Origin of the sequence: Microbispora sp. GKU 823, assembly GCF_002027145.1 — a bacterium.
Taxonomy (GTDB): domain Bacteria; phylum Actinomycetota; class Actinomycetes; order Streptosporangiales; family Streptosporangiaceae; genus Microbispora; species Microbispora siamensis.
The window spans coordinates 16,449-33,008 of sequence record NZ_MWJN01000015.1; the positions used below are offsets into that span (position 1 = coordinate 16,449).

A 16,560-nucleotide genomic window follows, 5' to 3' on the forward strand; every position below is an offset into this window, starting at 1 on the left:
CCGGCCGTCGCCTCACGGCCGGCCGGAGCTGTCCGTCAATGATTGCACATGGCAAATGATGCCTGGCCCAGGTCAGGGTCGTTCCCTGCGGACGAGCAGCATGGCGGCGTCGTCAGGGACGGGTCCGCCGACGTGCGCGACCAGGTCGCGTTCCAGCAGGTCGAGGGAATCCTGCGGATCGCCGGCCCGGAGCAGGCGGAGCACCCGATCCTCCAGTGGATAGAAGGCCCCGCTCCGGTCGCGCGCCTCGATCACGCCGTCGGTGTAGAAGAGGATCTGGTCGCCCGCGCGGAACGCGCATCCGTACGGCTCGGGGCCGGTGGAGGAGAGCGCGACCAGGCCGAGCGGCGGCGCCTCCTCGCGCGGTTCGATCCGCTGGACACAGCCGTCGCCCGTGAGCAGCAGAGGCGGCGGGTGGCCGTAGTTGAGCAGGCAGATCTCGTGCTCGCGCACCTCCGCGAGCACGGCGGTGACGAACTTCTCCCCGCCGAGCCGCAGCGCGAGGTGCTCCTCCAGGCGCCGGCCGACATCGGCGAGCGAGGGTTCGTCGTAGGCGGCCTCCCGGAAGGCGCCGAGCACCGAGGCCGCCGTCTCCACCGCGCCCAGGCCCTTGCCCTGCACGTCGCCGACGATCAGCCGGACGCCCCCCGGCGCCCTGGCGATGTCGTACAGGTCCCCGCCGATGCGGGCGTCCACGGCGGCGGACATGTAGGACAGGGCGATGCGCAGGTCGCCCGCGCGGCGGGGCACCGGGTGCAGCAGCACGCGCTGGACCGCCTCGGCGACGAGACGGACGTCCGCGAGCTTCCGCTCGCCCTCGGCCCGGAGCCGGCACGCCAGCATGGCGGCCGCGGTGACACCGACGATCGCGACCAGCGTGACGATGATCTGCGGGCGGCCGAGCAGGTGGTCGTGATAGGCCAGCGGCACGGACAGGACGAGCGCGGCCAGCCCGGCCAGCGCCGTGTGGCGCACTCCCCCCACCACCGCGGCCAGCGCGGGCCCGAGGGTCAGCAACGGCAGCAGGCCCAGGGACGGCCCGGCGAGCAGGTCGAGCACCACCACCGCCGCCATCGCGGCGAGCGGCAGCGTACGGAGGACATCCTGGATTCCCATCCGCGACTCCCGCGCCGCTACGAGCCCGTCCACGCATGCATTCCCGGGACCCCGCCTGCCCTACCTGGAGTATCGGAACGGCGACGCTGAATACCGGTAACGGGTATCGTTGAAGGATGCACGGGTACAGCGGGGACAAGCAGGCCTACCTCACCCGCCTGCGCCGGATCGAGGGACAGATCCGCGGGCTGCAGCGGATGGTGGACGAGGAGGCCTACTGCATCGACATCCTCACTCAGGTCTCGGCGGCCACCCGCGCCCTCCAGGCGGTGGCGCTCGGCCTGCTGGAGGACCACATCGCCCACTGCGTCGCCGACGCGGTCAAGAGCGGAGGCCCGGAGGCCGGCGAGAAGGTGAAGGAGGCCTCTGCGGCCATCGCCCGGCTCGTCAGGTCGTGACCCCGGTTCGTCACCGCCTGTTCGTCACCGCCATTTCGTGACGACCCGTTCGTGACGGCCTGGTGACGATCGCCCGCCAGGGCGGCCGGACGGATCATCCCGGGTGAGCAACCGTCCCGGGCCACCAGATGCCCGGGACGGTCCGTGCTCTCAGTGTCTTCAGCGGCTCGCCGAAGTCCGCAATCCGAGCGCGTTGTCGAGCTCTTCCAAGGTCAGTCGGTTCTCCGTGATGTTCACGGCCTCCAGCACCTCGGCGTAGAGCGCGATTTCGTCCAACGCGACACGGTCGTGGACCCGAGAGTCCAGGTCGTCGTGCCCCACCGCGTCGTCCTTCCTTCCGCAGCCCACACCCATCACGAGGTTACGTCCGGGTACCTTGCCGCGACATGGCCCATCGTGACCATTCCGACCCGCACCCCTCGTCCCTCCGGGACCATTTCCCCGATACCGAGATCACAATTCGATGAAAAAGACGGTCATGGGGGGAAGGGATTGCTAAAGCGGAGGTAAGGACGAAATATCCGAATTGGATGTTTCGAACAGCCACCCACCGGACTCGTCCAGGTCGGGCTTGCGCCGCTCCGCCACCTCCTGCGGGCGCGGGTCGTCCCGCTGGTGGATCAGGCACTTGACGGCCGCGGAGCATACCGCGAACCCCTCGGGCGGCGCGGGCGTGCCGGTCAGGGCGCACCAGGCCAGGCCGGTCGCGTACGCGGAGCCGAGCAGGGCGGCGGCCGCCCCGCGGTCGGGCGGGACCAGCCCGGGCGGCAGTTCCCCACCGGCCGGCCAGCAGCCCCGCAGCGGGTGGGCGGGCTCGGCGAGCGCGAGATAGAGGGCCTGCCGGAGTTCGTCGTCCATCCACGGATAGAGCGCGGTGACCACCTGCGCGGTGCGTGAGCTGCCCGGCGCCGCCCAGGCGGGCTCGGACACGCCGCACACGCCCGCCACGTCGGCGGCGAGCAGCGAGGCCGCCACGGCTCGCGGATCCATCCCGCGCGCGGCCGTGTAGCCCAGGGCCTCGACCAGGTCGTACAGGGTGTGCCGGAAGTGCTCGCCCGGCGCCCATTCGGGGAGCGTGGCCGGGACGAGGTGCGGCGGGCAGCGCGCCAGCCAGGCCTGCCGTACGGCGCCGCCGGGCATGGCGTGCTGGTCCAGCCAGGGGCTGCCGAGCAGCGGCTCGGCCATCGCGATCAGCGCGTCGGCGCGCGGCCGGAACCGGGGGTCGGCGCGCAGCACGGTGGCGGCCTCGGCCATCAGCCCGGCCAGGCGCAGGCCCGCCTCCCGCGCACCGGAGCGCATCCGCTCGGCGTACAGGGCCACGAGCGCGTCGAGCGAACCCATGGGCAGCCAGCGCACCCAGTCGTCCCCGGGCAGGGGCCGGGCCAGGAACTCGCCGAACATCGACAGCATGACCTCGTTGCCGTCGAAGGCGGGCGCGTAGGCGCACCACATGATCGTGCCCCACACGGCGGCCACCGTGGAGGCCACGTCGCGGGCGAAGACCTGCTGGTAGACGCTGCCGCCGAGGGGGAAGTCCTCCCGGCGCAGCCCGCGGTGGGCGAGCAGCAGCGCGCGGAGCCGTTCGGTGATCTCGTGCGGGACGTCCGGGCCGACGAACGCCTGCGTGGACCCGCGGTCGTACGCGAAGTCGGGACCCGCGGGGATCAGCGCGGGCGGGATCGCCACGCCCGGAGGGCTCGGCCGTGCGCCGGAGCGGACGGCCGGATGCAGCGGGGGCGCCGACAGGTGCCAGCGGCCGTCGACGCGGTCGAGGCGATACCAGCGGGCGTGCGCGCCGAACAGCCACCGAGCGCCGTCCGGCGTGACCAGCGCCCGCTGGGCCAGGGTGTGCGCCCGGGTGACCGGGGGGAGCAGCGTCCACCGGGGGTCGCCGACGACGGCGCGCACGTCGCGCTCCATCGTCGTGAACCCGTCCCAGTACACGCGGCAGTGACTCCTCCGGCCTCCTGAGAGGACGGCTTCTCGCTCATCCCGGTCGAGGCGACCGGAGTGGACGGCGGCCAGGCACTGACCGATGCCCCTCCGGGGCACACGTATGCCGGGACGAACTCCGGTGGTCCCCTCGCTGGATCCGATGGTAGCTCGCCGGTCCCGGAGGCGGCGGGAGCGCCCGGCACGCAGGCATGGTGCGGTGAGACCGTTGGTGAAAGTTTCACGCGTCGCGTGGCGCTGAGCAGTGCATATGCGTATTTCTCCGGGTTGGGGGGTATCTCGGGACGCGCCGGCCACTTGGCACGGGCTGCCGTGGCGTATTCCATAGGTGCTCGTGACGGAGATCCAGCAGGCCGGGGCCGCCCGCGAGCGGGGTGCGGACGAGGCATCGGAGAAGATGGCGCCCGTGGACACCTCTGGCGACACGGCGAGCGGCGAGCAGACGGAGCCGCACTCGGGCCGGAGCCGCTGGGCGGTGTGGTGGCTCGGCCATTCGCCCGACCGCACGGCCCTGCTCATCTGGTTCTTCTGGCAGGTCGCCTCGTACGTCTACCTGATCCTCGCGGCGCCCGGCCGTACGGAGGACGCGATCCTCGACCGGTTCAACCGGTACGACTCGTACAACTTCATGGACATCGCGCGGTACGGCTACGACGGCCGGCCGGACGACCCGGACGCGCCGCGGCTCGTCGCGTTCTTCCCGGGCCTGCCGCTGCTGCTGCGCGCCCTGCACCTGTTCATCCCGGACATGAGGCTCGCCCTCGTCCTGATCTCCTTCGTCGCGAGCGCCGTCGTGGCGGTGGCGCTGTCGCGGCTGAGCGAGTCGTACCGGGAGGGCAGCGGCCCCTGGGCCGTGCTGGCGTTCTTCCTCAGCCCGTTCGCGGTGTTCCTGCTCGCCGGGTACACGGAGGCGCTGTTCCTCGCGCTGGCCATCCCCGCGTGGCTGCTGGCGCGCCGGGGCCGGTGGGAGTCCGCCGCCGTGTGCGCCGCCTTCGCGTCGTCCATCCGCATCTCCGGGCTCTTCCTCGCCCTCGGCCTGGTCGTGCAGTTCCTCGTCTCGCGCGACGGGCTGCGTGCTCCGAGGGGATGGCGGAACGCCCCGTGGCTGGTGCTGCCGGGCGTGCCGGTGCTGGCCTACATGATCTACCTCTGGCACCGTACGGGTGACCTGATGGCCTGGAAGGCGGCGGAGGCGCAGTACTGGGGCCGCTACCCCGAGGCGCCCTGGAACGTGTTCATCAACACCTGGAACCGGTCACTCAACGAGCCCGTCCTGGCGACGTCGTACCGCGAGGAGATCCTCTCGGCGATCGTGCTGGTCCTGGTGATCGTCGCGCGGCTGGTCCGGCGCAACTGGGCCGACGTCGCCTATCTGGCGCCGCAGGCGGTGGCGCTGCTGGCGATGTCGTCGTTCTACATGTCGGTCGGCCGGGCCTCGCTGCTGTGGTGGCCGCTCTACATCTCCGTGGGCGTCGTCGGCAGCCGAAGGCCCTGGGTCCTGATGGCCTACCTCGCGGTCGCCGCGCCGGTGTGGGCAATCAATGTCGGAAATTTCACCACAGGTGCCTGGGTGGGTTGATCGTCCTCTGACTAGCTTCTCCATGTATGGGGGCATTTGTCGCAGGAGTGGCGGTTGTTGCGCTTGCGGTGGCCGGTCTGCCGTCGGCGGCCGACACCTACCGGGTGAACGTCCTCACCTACAACGTCTGCGCGGCGGGCAACAGCGCCGGCACCTGCGTACGGGACCTCACGGCCCAGCGCCGCAGGACCTGGGCGGTCAGGTCTCCGCGCTGATCCGGTCGAGGGACGTGGACGTCGCCTCGTTCACCGAGATGTGCTACGCCCAGGTGGGCCTGCTCCGGCGTGAGCTGCCCGGCTATCGCCTGGTCTGGTACGGCTACGCCAAGGGCGGCGGGCCGGGTCGCGAGGACCGCTGCCGCACGCTGTGGAGCGACCTCACCCCGGACACGGCCCCGCCGGACGGCAAGACCTTCGGCATGGCGCTGGCGTTGAAGAACGGCGCCGAAGGCCCGCCGCTGCGGCGGCTGTTGCGCGCCGACCACGCCCCGGCCGTGCCCGGCGAGACGATCCACCCGCGCGGCCTGCTGTGCGCCACCGGCCGGGTCGGCCCGCGCCGCTCGGTCTGCTGCGTGACCCACATCTCCGACACCGAGACCCCGCGGCAGGTCACCGGGCTGGTGTCGGCGTACGCCCGGAACGCCCCCGTGATCCTCACCGGCGACTTCAACCGCGAGCCCGGCCACGACCAGCTCACCGACGTGTACGGCATGGGCCTGGGCGACGGCGGCTACACCGAGGTCGACGCCGAATCGTGCGGGGTCGCGCGGCGGGGCGGCGAGCCCACCACGCGCGGCGGCCGGAAGATCGACTACATCTTCGCGACCGAGGCCGACTACCGCCCGGGCGGAGCCGAGGTCATCAGGACCGACCCGGAGCTGTCGGACCACCTGGCGCTGGCCGGCACGCTCATCGGGACCGAACCGAGGCCGCGGCGTGACGGCGGGCCTTGGCGAGGTAGTTGTCCGGCGTACGCGCGAAGGAGGCGCGGTCGTCGTCGGTGAGCTCACGGACGACCTTCCCCGGCACGCCCGCGACCAGCACGCCCGCCGGGACGCGACGGCCGGGCGGCACGACGGCCCCGGCCGCGATCAGGGACCCGGCCCCGACGACCGCCCCGCCGAGCACGACCGCCCCGATGCCCACGAGGGCGCCGGTCTCGACGTGCGCGCCGTGCACCATCGCCCGGTGGCCGAGGCTCACCCGGTCTTCCAGGATCGCCGGCTCGCCGGGATCGGCGTGCAGGCAGCACAGGTCCTGGATGTTGACCTCGTCGCCGACCTCGATGCGCTCGTCGTCGCCGCGCAGCACGGAGCCGTACCAGACGTTCGCGCCGCGTCCGAGCCGCACCCTCCCGACGACCACCGCCCCCGGGGCCACCCATGCCTCGGGATGGATGATCGGCGTGGCGTCGTCGTCCAGGTCGGCGATGTACGGCATGGCACCATGATCCCATGAGCCCCGTGCCGGGCTCGGCGCGGCCTCCGGTTTCGCCGGCCGCCTGACGCGTTCAGGTTGCGATGTGCGACGGATAGCAGGAAAGTCGTGTCCTGGCTGCGTTACCGTCGTTATCTCCAACCCCAGGGTTTCTCATGACGAATCAGACCGACAACTTCCCCGACCTGATGAGTGACGACTCCTTCGAAGTCGTGATGCGTGGGTACAGCCGCAGGCAGGTCCACGACTACATGGTCCGGACCCGCAACCAGATCCGGGACCTGGAGGAACGGCTCGCACGCACGATCGACCAGGCGGAGCAGAGCCGCCTGGAGCTGGCCGAGGCGCGGCGGAGGATGGCGGAGTCGCCGCAGAACCCCGACGAGCTGGGGGAGCGGCTGAGCCAGATACTCAAGCTGGCGCAGGAGGAGGCGGCGGCCAACAAGGAGGCGTCCGAGGCGGAGGCCAGGATGCTGCGCGAGACCTCGGCGGCCGAGGCCGAACGGCTGGTGACCTCGGCGCGTGAGCAGGCCGACGCGATCAGGGCCGCCGCCCAGGAGGAGGCCGAGCGCCGCGTCGCCGACGCCACCGCCACGGCGGAGCGGCTGCTGGCGCAGGCGGGCGCGGACGCGGAGGAGACGCTGGGCACGGCCCGCGCGGAGGCGGAGGAGACCCTGCGCTCCGCCCGCGCCGAGGGGGAGCGGCAGCTCACCGTCGCCCGGATGGAGGCGGAGCGGCTGCTCGTCGAGGCGCGCGGGCAGGCCGAGGCCATGCTCGCGGCGGCGCAGCAGCGGGTGAACGCTCTCGACGAGCACACCGGCCGCCGGGTGGCCTACCTCACCGACACCCACGCGGAGGTCGTACGCAGGCTCAACGAGATCGGCTCGGTGCTCGGCGACCTGATGCACCGAGAGGCCGCGGCCGGCCCGCTGATCGACGAGGCCGCAGTGCTGCCGCCCGCACCGCAGGTGCACGCCATCGCCGCGGGCGCGCCGGACCAGCAGCACGGCCAGCAGCACGATCTGCAGCACGACCAGCAGCACGGTCTGCCGCACGAGCCGGTCGAGGAGGACCCGAGGCAGGCCTTGGAGGCCGCGCCGTCCGGGCACGAGGCGCATGACGCCGTGGGCCAGGGGCGGATCGAGGGCGAGGAGGACGACGCGGTCCTGATCGTGGACGACGGACGCCACGAGAACGGCCACGACGCGACGCCGTCGCCCGAGGACACCGACGTCAACCTCGGCCGCGTGCGGCGTGCCCTGCCGGACGGGGAGTCCGTGGCCAACAACTGAGCCCGGCGTGGTGCTTCACGCGCGGGGTGCCGCGCCGGGGTGCCGGGCCGGTGCGAGGCTTCGAGATCGCACTGCTTCGCCCTCAGACTGGCCCGCCTTCGGACGGAGCGGGTGAGGACTGGTAGCGGAAGCCCCCGCCCCCGATCGGGTCGGGGGCTTCCGCGCTCATGGATCGGCGGCGCGGGCCTCCTGCTCGCGCAACAGCTCACGCAGTCCGTCGGGTTCGTCGGCGTCGATGGTCATCGCGCATCCCGCCGTCCGCTGCGCCGAGGTGAGCGGGTGGTGCCGGGTCGCCCACCACCGGCCCGCGTCACTCCGCCAGATCGTCCACTCCGGGAACTCCCGGGCGATCTCGGCGAGGCGTCGGTCCAAGGACATCCGTACACCTTCCCTCGCCGTATGCCCGGTGTTCTTGACGTCTCCTCCTCAAGGTGCGGGACATCTCTAGAGAAATCAATGATCGGGACAGTCAGGTCAACGTTGCCTCTTGACCTAGGCGTCGAAGTCGTACTGGAGTACATACGACGCCGCGTCCAGGATCATCTCGTTGACCTCGACCGGCACGCCCCCTTCCGCGAAGGCCACCCGGGTGACGGAGATCACCGGCGTGCCGGCCGGAAGGTTCAGCGACTCGGCCTCCCCGGGCAGCGGCATCCGCGCCCGCACCTCCTCGCTGAAGTGGACGGGAGGCCGGCCGAGCTCGCCCAGCCGGGCGTACACCCCGCCGGGACCTGTGTCGGGCAGGACGACCGCCGTGCCCTCCACGAGATCGGCGGGAAAGTGGGAGGCCGCGAGCTGCACCGGACGGCCGTCCACCGAGTAGCGGCGCCGGCGCACCCATACCTCGCCGGTGCCCAGCACGCGGGCGACCTGCTCGCTCGCCGGCTCGCGCAGGATGGTCACCTCGTCCACGACGTACGACCGCCCCCGGGTGTCGGAGTCCCAGATGGCCAGGCCCTGGGCCCACTGCTCCCGGGAGAGCCGGCGGGATCCGTGGCGGCGGATGGGGCGAAACAGGCGCACGTACACGCCCGATCCGCGCTTCGGCACGGCCAGCCCTTCGTTGATCAGCACGGCGAGCGCCTGCCGTGCCGTGGCCCGTGCGACGCCGTGCTCTTTCATGAGCGCGTTTTCGCCCGGTAGCCGGTCCCCATCACCGAGCGCTCCGGACAGGATCTGATCGCGCAGCCGATCGGCGATGCGGCGATAGATCGGGGACTCGTGATGCACCGGGCTTTCCGTCACGTTTGATCACCCTCTGTCACCAACGGGGGTTTGGCGTCTCCAGAGAACTTGCCCCGTCTTGTCCACGATCGCACAGAGTCTTGGGTGCGTCTTGTGCTTACTTTGAGCTGATCGTGCCGGTGTGGCGATCTCTGGGGGTTATAGCCGTCCGCTACCGTGGAACGGTCCCCTCCGGTATTGCCGGCACCGGGAACGCTCCGTCATCGCCATCACGACAAGATCGGATATTTCGGTACATAATGCGGTGACGAAGGAGTTGCCGATGGTTCTCAGCCGTGCCGAATGCCAGGACCTCGACGCCAAGGACCCGCTCGGGGGGTTCCGGGACGAGTTCTCGCTGCCTCCGGGGGTCGTCTACCTGCTGGGCAACTCGCTCGGCGCGCTGCCCAGGCGTACGCCGGAACGGGTGGCCCACACGGTCGAGACCGAATGGGGGGTGCATCTCGGGGCGAGCTGGAACACCGCCGGCTGGTGGGACATGCCGCAGAGCACCGGCGACCGCATCGCGCCGCTGATCGGCGCACGCCCCGGCGACGTGCTGGCCGGCGACTCCACCTCGGTGAACATCTTCAAGGTGGTGACCGCCGCCCTTCCGCTGCGGCCCGGCCGCCGTGTGATCGTCTCCGATCTCGACAACTTCCCCACGGACCGGTACGTCGTGGAGGGCGCCGCCCGGGCGCTCGGCGCGTACGAGATCCGGGACATCGGCGAGACCGGCCGTTCGCTGGAGGACGCCCTCGGCGAGGACGTCGCGCTCGTGCTGCTGTCGCACGTGGACTACCGGACCGGCGCGGCCAGGGACATGGCGGCGGTGACGGAGCTGGTCCGGGCGGCCGGCGCCCTCATGGTCTGGGACCTGTGCCACAGCGCCGGTGCGCTGCCCGTGCGGGTCGGCGAGGCGGACTTCGCCGTCGGCTGCACCTACAAGTACCTGAACGGCGGGCCCGGCGCCCCCGCCTACCTGTACGTCGCGCCGCGCCACCAGGACGCCGTCCACAACGTGCTGTCGGGCTGGCACGGCCACGCCGCGCCCTTCGACTTCGAACCGCACTACCGCCCCGCGCCCGGTGTGCGCCGATTCGCCACGGGCAGCCCGCCCATCCTGTCGTACGCCGCGCTGAACGCGTCCCTCGACATATGGGAGCGGGTGGACCTGAGCGAGGTCAGAGCCAAGAGCGTGGCCCTGACCTCGCTGTTCATCGATCTGCTCGACGATCTCGTCGATCCCGGGCTCGGGCTGACCCTGGCCACCCCGCGCGACCCGGAGCGGCGGGGAAGCCAGGTCAGCTACCTTCACCCGCAGGGTTACCCCGTGGTGCGCGCGCTCGCGGACCGGGGGGTGGTGGGCGACTACCGCGAGCCGGACTTCGTCCGGTTCGGCTTCGCCCCGCTGTACCTGCGCTACGTCGACGTGTACGACGCGGCGACGGCGCTGGCCGAGGTGCTCGGCAAGGAGCTGTGGCGGGACGAGCGCTACGCGCGGCGGCTCACCGTCACCTGACCTGCGTCAACGGCCGCGGCGGGCCAGCCCGGCGACGATGTCTCCGGCCAGTGCCACGCAGCGGTCGCAGATGCGCCCGGCCTCGCCGTGGACCATGTGGACGCGAGGGCCCGGCGGCCTGCGGCAGAAAGAGCAGGCGGCGTCGCGCTTCATGCGGCGGTTGACCAGGTGCCGGTGGGCGAAGGCGGGCGTGAAACGCCTGCGCGTGCTCCGCCTGATGTACCAGAACCGCTCACCGATGGCGGTCCAGGACGTGCCGGCCTCACGGGCCCGGCACACCGCGAGGTCGAGCAGGGCGTCCACCTCGCCGCCCGGTTCGCCGGGCAGTTCCCGGCACAGGGCGATCGCGGCGGACAGGACTTCGAGGGGGTCTTCGGGGTCGGATGCGCGCGAGCGGGCTCGCTCGAGTAACTCAGATGCCTCCATGGCGGACACCATAGGCCGCCGTACAAAGACGATCAAGCGCGCCCGGGGCGCGACCGGGGGCTCACGCTGCGTAGGCTGGGCCGGTGAGAATGCCCGAGGGGCGGGCGCGGGAGCTGTTCGAGGCGGCCCGGGTGGCCCGCCTCGCGACGGCGGGAGCCGAGGGCGCGCCGCGGCTCGTCCCCGTCACGTTCGCCGTGCTGCCGGACGGCGAGAAGGGCACCGTGGTGACGGCGGTGGACCACAAGCCGAAGGCCACCACCGACCTGCGGCGGCTGCGCGACATCCGCGATAATCCCCGCGTCTGCCTGCTGGCCGACCACTACGAGGACGACTGGGAACGGCTGTGGTGGGTGCGCGCCGACGGGCACGCCCACGTCGTGGAGGGCGGCGACGAGCGTGAGCGGGCCGTGGCGTGGCTGGTGCGCAAGTACGCCCAGTATCGCGAGCGTCCCCCGGCCGGGCCCGCGATCCTCGTCCGGGTCGATCGCTGGTCGGGCTGGTCGTACGGCGAGGTATAGCCAGGAAAGGCCTGGTCAGGCGGCCGGGAAGGGGTCGTCTCCCCGGGCGATCGTGTCGAGCATGCGGGCCGTGAACGCCTGGGCGGCGCGGTGGATGCCGGGACCGAAGCTGACCCTGGCGACGCCGAGGGCCGCGAGGTCGCGGATGGCCGGCACACCGGGCCGGAACAGCACGTTGATCGGGCCGCCGATCTCCCGGGCGAGCGTGCCGATCACCTCGGGGTCGCTCGCGAGGATCGGGTAGACGCAGTCGGCGCCCGCCTTGAGGTAGCGGCCGCCCCGGTCGAGCGCCTCCGCGAGCCTCTCGCCTGGGGTCCCCGAGCCGTGGATGAAGGTGTCCACGCGGGCGTTGATCACGAGGCCGGTTCCGGCCTCGGCCGCCGCCGCCCGTACGGCGGCCAGGAAGTCCGCCTGCTCACCGGGGTCGATCAGCGCTCCGGTCGCCGGGTCGGAGTCCTCCAGGTTGCAGCCCACGGCGCCCGCGGCGGCGAGCCGTTCGACGAGCTCGGCGGGCTCAAGGCCGTAGCCGCGCTCGACGTCGGCGGTGACGGGGACCGTCACGGTCCGGGTGATGCGGGCCACGGCCGCGAACATCTCGTCCACCGGCGTGTCGTGCCCGTCCTCGTAGCCCAGGACGGCGGCGACGGCGGCGCTTCCGGTGGCGACGGCGGGGAATCCCGCCGCCTCGACGGCGCGCGCCGACGCGGCGTCCCAGGCGTTGGGCAGCACGACGGGGTCGCCGGGCACGTGGAGCGCCCGCAGGGCCGCCGCCTTCTCGTGGATGTCAGCCATATGGACACACTAGAGAGCCCGGCAGGCAGGAACGCCACCGGTTGCCCGGTAATCAGGGGAAACCGCCGGTGGTTTGAGGGGTCGAGTCCGGTGTCGTGGCCCTCCTGCCATTGGATACGCTCGCGAAACCGGCCCCCCGATCCCCCGACCCCATCTCGTCAGGAGAGTTTCATGAGCGACATCGACAGCGCCGCCGACCAGGCCGGGGCGGACAGCCGTCCCCGAGTGGACTTCTACTTCGACCCCGTCTGCCCCTTCGCCTGGGTCACCTCGCGGTGGATCCTGGAGGTCGAGAAGCAGCGCGACATCGACCTGCGGTTCCGGGTGATGAGCCTTTCCGTGCTGAACGAGAACAAGAAGGACCTGTCCGACTTCTACCGCGAGGCGGTGCCCAGGTGGCGCGGCCCGGTCCGGGTGTGCATCGCCGCCGCGCAGCACCACGGCGAGGGCGTGCTGCGCGACCTGTACACCGCGATGGGCACCCGCATCCACAACCAGGACAACAAGGACTACGGGGTGGTGGCCAAGGAGGCGCTCGCCGAGGTCGGGCTGCCGGTCGAACTGGCCGACGCCGCCGGCACCGACGAGTACGACGAGGCCCTGCGCCGGATGCACCACGAGGGCATGGACCCGGTCGGCGACGAGGTGGGCACGCCCACGATCCACATCGACGGCGTGGCGTTCTTCGGCCCGGTGATGACCCGCATCCCGCGGGGCGAGGAGGCCGCCCGCATCTTCGACGGCGCCGTCGCCATGGCGAAGTTCCCCTACTTCTACGAGATCAAGCGCAGCCGTAACACCGACCCCGAATTCGACTGACACACTCGCGGCCGGGCGGCGCCCGTCACCTCGGCGGCTCCTCCTCCGGGGGCCGCCGGGGCGCCGCCTTGCCCGTGCTCCTGAACAGCGAACGCATGGTCGCCAGCGCGGGGGACCTGTCGTCGGACCGCCTGGCCAGGCTGATCGTCCGGTGCAGGCCCGGCGGGGCGAGGCGCCGTACGCCGAGGGGGTTCTCCGCCAGCTCGGCCACGGTCCTCGGCACGAGGGCGAGGCCCATCCCCCCGCTGGCCAGGGCGCACGACATGCCGTAGTTGCCCGTCTCGTACGCCACGACGGGCGGCGTCAGCCCCTCGCGGCGGAACAGCGCCTCCAGCGCCTCCCGGTTGGCCAGCCCGCGCGAGCCGCTGATCAGCGGCCGGCCGGCGAGCTCCGGCCACGGCAGCGGCTCGGCCGGATCGGTGAGCGCGTGCCCGGGGGCGGCCACCAGTACCAGCTCCTCCACCAGCAGCGCCTCGACGGTGACCCCCGAGGGCAACGCGGGGGCGGGCTGATGTTCGTAGGTGTGCGTGAGCACGAGATCCGCCTCGCCCGCCGCCAGCGCGGGCAGCCCGGACGGCGGTTCGTACTCCCTCACATTCACCTCCACGGCGGGGTGGGCCCGCCGGAACGCCGCGAGGACCGGCGGCAACAGGTGGATGCCGGCGGTCGTGAACGTGCCGATCGTGATGTGGCCGCCGGACAGGCCGGCGAGCGCGGCCAGGCCGTGCCGCGCCCGTTCCAGCTCGTCGAGCACCCGCCGGGCGTGCTCCACCAGCAGATCGCCGGCCGCCGTGAGCGTGGCGCCGCGACGGTGCCGGATCACGAGTACGGCTCCGGCCTCCCGCTCCAGCTTGGCGATCTGCTGCGACAGCGCGGGCGGCGTGTAACCGAGGCGGGCGGCGGCCCGGGTGATGGAACCGGCCTCGGCGACCGCCACCAGCGCCGCAAGGCGCGTCACATCGTGCATGAAGCAATGCTTAACACCGCCTCGCCAAATGTGACATACCTCACGAGGGCTCCGCTGCCGCATCCTCGACTCACGACCCGAGGGGAACTGGAGGAGCGGATGACCACAACACGATCGACCCGGCCGTTCGAGGTGTGCGTGATCGGAGCGGGGCCGCGCGGGATGTCGGTGATCGAGCGGCTGTGCGCCAACGCGCGGCGGCTGCCGCCGCGGGCCCGCGTCCTGCTGCACGTCGTGGATCCGTACCCGCCGGGGGCCGGGCAGGTGTGGCGCACCGACCAGCCGGGCCAGCTGCTCATGAACACCGTCGCCTCGCAGGTCACGCTCTTCACCGATCCCAGCGTCGACATCCGGGGGCCGCTGGAGACGGGCCCCAGCCTGTACGAGTGGGCGCGGCACCTGGTGCTCTTCGCGGACAGCGGGCTCCCGCCCGAGGGCGTCACGGAGGACGTGCTCGCCGAGGCGCGGCGGCTCGGGCCCGACACCTACCCCACCCGCGCCTTCTACGGCCGCTACCTGCGCTGGGTGTTCGAGCGGGTGGTCGCGCGGGCGCCCCGGCAGGTGGAGGTGCGGGTGCACGCCACGCGGGCGACCGCGCTCGACGACGTGCCCGGCACCGGCGCGCAGCGGGTGGTGCTCGAGGACGGCACCGTGCTCGGCGCGCTCGACGCGGTGGTCCTGGCCCAGGGGCACCTGCCGGTGGAGCCGTCGGCCGCCGAGCGGGAGGCGGCCGCGTACGCCGCCGCCCACGGCCTGGTCCACGTGCCGCCCGCCAACCCCGCCGACGCCGACCTGAGCGCCGTACGGCCGGGGGAGGCGGTGGTGCTCCGCGGGCTCGGGCTCAACTTCTTCGACCACATGGCCCTGCTGACGCTCGGCCGCGGCGGCCGGTTCGAGCGCGACGAGGCGGGCCGCCTCGTCTACCGGCCCTCCGGCCGCGAGCCCCGCCTGTACGCCGGATCGCGCCGGGGCATCCCGGTACCAGTCCCGGGGGGAGAACCAGAAGGGCGTCGAGGGCAGGCACGAGCCTCTGGTGCTCACGCCGAGCAGGATCGAGTCGCTGGCCGCGCGCTCGGCCGCCCGCGGCGGGCTCGACTTCCGCGCCGACCTGTGGCCGCTGATCGCCAAGGAGGTGGAGACCGTCTACTACGCCACCCTCCTGGCGCGGCGGGACTGCGCGTGCATGGCCGGCCGCTTCCGCACCGCCTACCTCGCCCACGCGTGGGGCGACGCGGGGGAGGCCATGGTGCTGGACGCCTTCGGCATCGGCCCGGCGCTGCGGTGGGACTGGGAGCGCGTGGCAGAGCCGTACCGGGGGATCGGCTTCGGCGGGCCGGACGACTTCCGCGAGTGGCTGACCGCCTACCTGCGCACCGACCTGGCGCAGGCCCGCGAGGGCAACGTCAGCGGACCGCTGAAGGCGGCCCTCGACGTGCTGCGCGACCTGCGCAACGAGGTCAGGCAGGTGGTCGACCACGGCGGGCTCACCGGGCGGTCGCACCGCGACGACCTCGACCGGTGGTACACGCCGCTCAACGCGTTCCTGTCCATCGGGCCGCCGGCCGAGCGGGTCGAGCAGATGATCGCGCTCATCGAGGCGGGCGTGCTGACCGTCGTCGGCCCCGACATGCGGGTCCACGCCCGTGACGGCGCCTTCGAGGCCGAGTCGGCCGCCGTGCCGGGCTCCGCCGTACGGGCCAGGGTGCTCGTCGAGGCGCGCCTGCCCGAGATCGACCTGCGGCGCACGGCCGACCCCCTGCTGCGCCACCTGCTCGGCACCGGGCAGTGCCGGGCGTACGTGATCGGCGGGCGGCGTGGCGAGGACGGCCACGAGACGGGCGGCCTCGCGGTCACCCGCCGGCCCTACCGGCTCCTGGACGCGGACGGCCGGGCCCACCCGCGCCGGTTCGCGTACGGCGTGCCCACCGAGTCGGTCCACTGGGTGACGGCCGCGGGCGTGCGGCCGGGGGTGAACTCCGTGATCCTGGGCGACTCCGACGCCATCGCCCGCAGCGTCCTCGCGCTGACGCCCGCGCGGGCCCTTCCGCGCCACCGCGCCGCCCGCGTGCCCGCCGGCCCGCGTACGGCTCTCGCCGCCTCCTGCGGCGCGACGCGGACGGGCGTCCGATGAGCGACCTCGATCTGGGCCTGCTGTCCCCGGTACGGGTGGGTTCGGCGGCGGAGCGGGCGACCGGCGACGGCGCGTGGCTGCGCGCGATGCTCGACGCGGAGGCCGCCCTGGTCCGCGCGCAGGCCCGGCTGGGGGTCGTCCCGATGGAGGCCGCGGAGACGATCGGCAAGGTGGCGGAGGCGGGCAACCTCGACCTGGCGGCCCTGGCCCTGCACGCCCGCGAGGCGGCCAACCCCGTCGTGGCGCTGGTCGAGGACCTGACGGCCGCCGTGGCGGTGGTGGACCCGGCCGCGGCCGAGTACGTGCACCGCGGCTCCACGAGCCAGGACATCATGGACACGGCCGCCATGCTGGTGGCGTCCGGACCCTCGACCTGATCACCGTCGA

At 72.7% G+C, this 16,560-nt stretch carries 19 protein-coding genes and 1 pseudogene; 11 read left to right on the forward strand and 9 right to left on the reverse strand.

The genetic code is table 11. From position 1 onward, the window contains the following. Nucleotides 1-72: 72 nt before the first annotated feature. Entirely contained in the window at nt 73-1,116 is a 1,044-nt protein-coding gene (locus B1L11_RS10845) for a PP2C family protein-serine/threonine phosphatase (protein ID WP_218671020.1), read from the reverse strand. A 116-nt stretch (nt 1,117-1,232) separates the two neighbouring features. On the opposite strand from B1L11_RS10845, the gene B1L11_RS10850 reads away from it, so the two are divergent. Then, complete coding sequence (locus B1L11_RS10850) at nt 1,233-1,514, forward strand: metal-sensitive transcriptional regulator (protein ID WP_079314359.1); 282 nt, start codon at nt 1,233-1,235, stop codon at nt 1,512-1,514. Between the two features lie 159 nt (nt 1,515-1,673). On the opposite strand, the gene B1L11_RS46710 is transcribed toward B1L11_RS10850, so the two are convergent. Both B1L11_RS46710 and B1L11_RS10865 read right to left on the reverse strand, forming a co-directional pair. Further along, the gene (locus tag B1L11_RS46710) at nt 1,674-1,835 is read right to left on the reverse strand and encodes a hypothetical protein (protein ID WP_167538777.1); all 162 of its coding nucleotides are present in this window, start codon (nt 1,833-1,835) and stop codon (nt 1,674-1,676) included. Between the two features lie 174 nt (nt 1,836-2,009). Continuing rightward, the gene (locus B1L11_RS10865; protein ID WP_179155079.1) at nt 2,010-3,458 is read right to left on the reverse strand and encodes a hypothetical protein; all 1,449 of its coding nucleotides are present in this window, start codon (nt 3,456-3,458) and stop codon (nt 2,010-2,012) included. A 343-nt stretch (nt 3,459-3,801) separates the two neighbouring features. Here B1L11_RS10865 and B1L11_RS10870 point away from each other — a divergent pair, with 343 nt between their 5' ends. From B1L11_RS10870 to B1L11_RS10875, 3 genes are read left to right on the forward strand one after another with little or no spacing between them, the layout of a single operon-like run. Then, complete coding sequence (locus B1L11_RS10870; protein WP_079314361.1) at nt 3,802-5,046, forward strand: mannosyltransferase family protein; 1,245 nt, start codon at nt 3,802-3,804, stop codon at nt 5,044-5,046. A 26-nt stretch (nt 5,047-5,072) separates the two neighbouring features. Next, nucleotides 5,073-5,261 (forward strand): hypothetical protein, encoded by a 189-nt coding sequence (locus tag B1L11_RS45065; RefSeq protein WP_143737179.1) that lies wholly within the window; start codon nt 5,073-5,075, stop codon nt 5,259-5,261. A gap of 14 nt (nt 5,262-5,275) precedes the next feature. Beyond that, nucleotides 5,276-6,049, forward strand: a complete 774-nt coding sequence (locus B1L11_RS10875) for an endonuclease/exonuclease/phosphatase family protein (RefSeq protein ID WP_079314362.1) — start codon at nt 5,276-5,278, stop codon at nt 6,047-6,049. On the opposite strand, the gene B1L11_RS10880 is transcribed toward B1L11_RS10875, so the two are convergent. Then, on the reverse strand, nt 5,955-6,485 hold the full coding sequence (locus B1L11_RS10880) for a gamma carbonic anhydrase family protein (protein WP_079314363.1): 531 nt from the start codon (nt 6,483-6,485) through the stop codon (nt 5,955-5,957). The genes B1L11_RS10875 and B1L11_RS10880 overlap by 95 nt on opposite strands. A gap of 152 nt (nt 6,486-6,637) precedes the next feature. Between B1L11_RS10880 and B1L11_RS10885 the strand changes: the two genes are divergently transcribed. Next, entirely contained in the window at nt 6,638-7,774 is a 1,137-nt protein-coding gene (locus B1L11_RS10885) for a hypothetical protein (protein WP_079314364.1), read from the forward strand. 165 nt (nt 7,775-7,939) lie between these two features. Here B1L11_RS10885 and B1L11_RS10890 read toward each other — a convergent pair whose 3' ends face one another. Together B1L11_RS10890 and B1L11_RS10895 are read right to left on the reverse strand one after the other, a co-directional pair. Continuing rightward, a complete protein-coding gene (locus B1L11_RS10890; RefSeq protein WP_079314365.1) occupies nt 7,940-8,152 on the reverse strand; it encodes a hypothetical protein in 213 nt (70 codons plus the stop codon). A gap of 114 nt (nt 8,153-8,266) precedes the next feature. Continuing rightward, on the reverse strand, nt 8,267-9,019 hold the full coding sequence (locus tag B1L11_RS10895) for a GntR family transcriptional regulator (protein ID WP_079314366.1): 753 nt from the start codon (nt 9,017-9,019) through the stop codon (nt 8,267-8,269). Between the two features lie 262 nt (nt 9,020-9,281). Between B1L11_RS10895 and kynU the strand changes: the two genes are divergently transcribed. Beyond that, nucleotides 9,282-10,520 carry a kynureninase gene (gene kynU, locus B1L11_RS10900; protein WP_079314421.1) on the forward strand — a complete coding sequence of 413 codons (1,239 nt, stop codon included), beginning with the start codon at nt 9,282-9,284 and terminating at the stop codon, nt 10,518-10,520. A 6-nt stretch (nt 10,521-10,526) separates the two neighbouring features. Here the strand turns inward: kynU and B1L11_RS10905 are convergent, their stop codons facing one another. After that, nucleotides 10,527-10,946: a ClpX C4-type zinc finger protein gene (locus tag B1L11_RS10905; RefSeq protein ID WP_179155080.1), complete on the reverse strand. Its 420-nt coding sequence runs from the start codon at nt 10,944-10,946 to the stop codon at nt 10,527-10,529. An 89-nt stretch (nt 10,947-11,035) separates the two neighbouring features. Between B1L11_RS10905 and B1L11_RS10910 the strand changes: the two genes are divergently transcribed. Next, nucleotides 11,036-11,464 (forward strand): TIGR03668 family PPOX class F420-dependent oxidoreductase, encoded by a 429-nt coding sequence (locus B1L11_RS10910; protein WP_079314368.1) that lies wholly within the window; start codon nt 11,036-11,038, stop codon nt 11,462-11,464. Between the two features lie 15 nt (nt 11,465-11,479). On the opposite strand, the gene B1L11_RS10915 is transcribed toward B1L11_RS10910, so the two are convergent. Next, nucleotides 11,480-12,256: an isocitrate lyase/phosphoenolpyruvate mutase family protein gene (locus tag B1L11_RS10915; RefSeq protein ID WP_079314369.1), complete on the reverse strand. Its 777-nt coding sequence runs from the start codon at nt 12,254-12,256 to the stop codon at nt 11,480-11,482. 171 nt (nt 12,257-12,427) lie between these two features. Between B1L11_RS10915 and B1L11_RS10920 the strand changes: the two genes are divergently transcribed. Further along, nucleotides 12,428-13,075 carry a DsbA family protein gene (locus tag B1L11_RS10920; protein WP_079314370.1) on the forward strand — a complete coding sequence of 216 codons (648 nt, stop codon included), beginning with the start codon at nt 12,428-12,430 and terminating at the stop codon, nt 13,073-13,075. 25 nt (nt 13,076-13,100) lie between these two features. Here B1L11_RS10920 and B1L11_RS10925 read toward each other — a convergent pair whose 3' ends face one another. Next, the gene (locus tag B1L11_RS10925) at nt 13,101-14,042 is read right to left on the reverse strand and encodes a LysR family transcriptional regulator (protein ID WP_079314371.1); all 942 of its coding nucleotides are present in this window, start codon (nt 14,040-14,042) and stop codon (nt 13,101-13,103) included. A gap of 162 nt (nt 14,043-14,204) precedes the next feature. On the opposite strand from B1L11_RS10925, the pseudogene B1L11_RS50295 reads away from it, so the two are divergent. From B1L11_RS50295 to B1L11_RS50305, 3 genes and pseudogenes are all read left to right on the forward strand, one after another. Further along, a pseudogene (locus tag B1L11_RS50295) lies at nt 14,205-14,675 on the forward strand (FAD/NAD(P)-binding protein); the annotation flags it as partial. A gap of 400 nt (nt 14,676-15,075) precedes the next feature. Further along, nucleotides 15,076-16,173, forward strand: a complete 1,098-nt coding sequence (locus B1L11_RS50300) for a hypothetical protein (protein ID WP_256862422.1) — start codon at nt 15,076-15,078, stop codon at nt 16,171-16,173. Beyond that, nucleotides 16,170-16,550 carry a lyase family protein gene (locus tag B1L11_RS50305; protein ID WP_256862410.1) on the forward strand — a complete coding sequence of 127 codons (381 nt, stop codon included), beginning with the start codon at nt 16,170-16,172 and terminating at the stop codon, nt 16,548-16,550. The genes B1L11_RS50300 and B1L11_RS50305 overlap by 4 nt, the downstream gene beginning before the upstream one ends. Nucleotides 16,551-16,560: the final 10 nt, after the last annotated feature.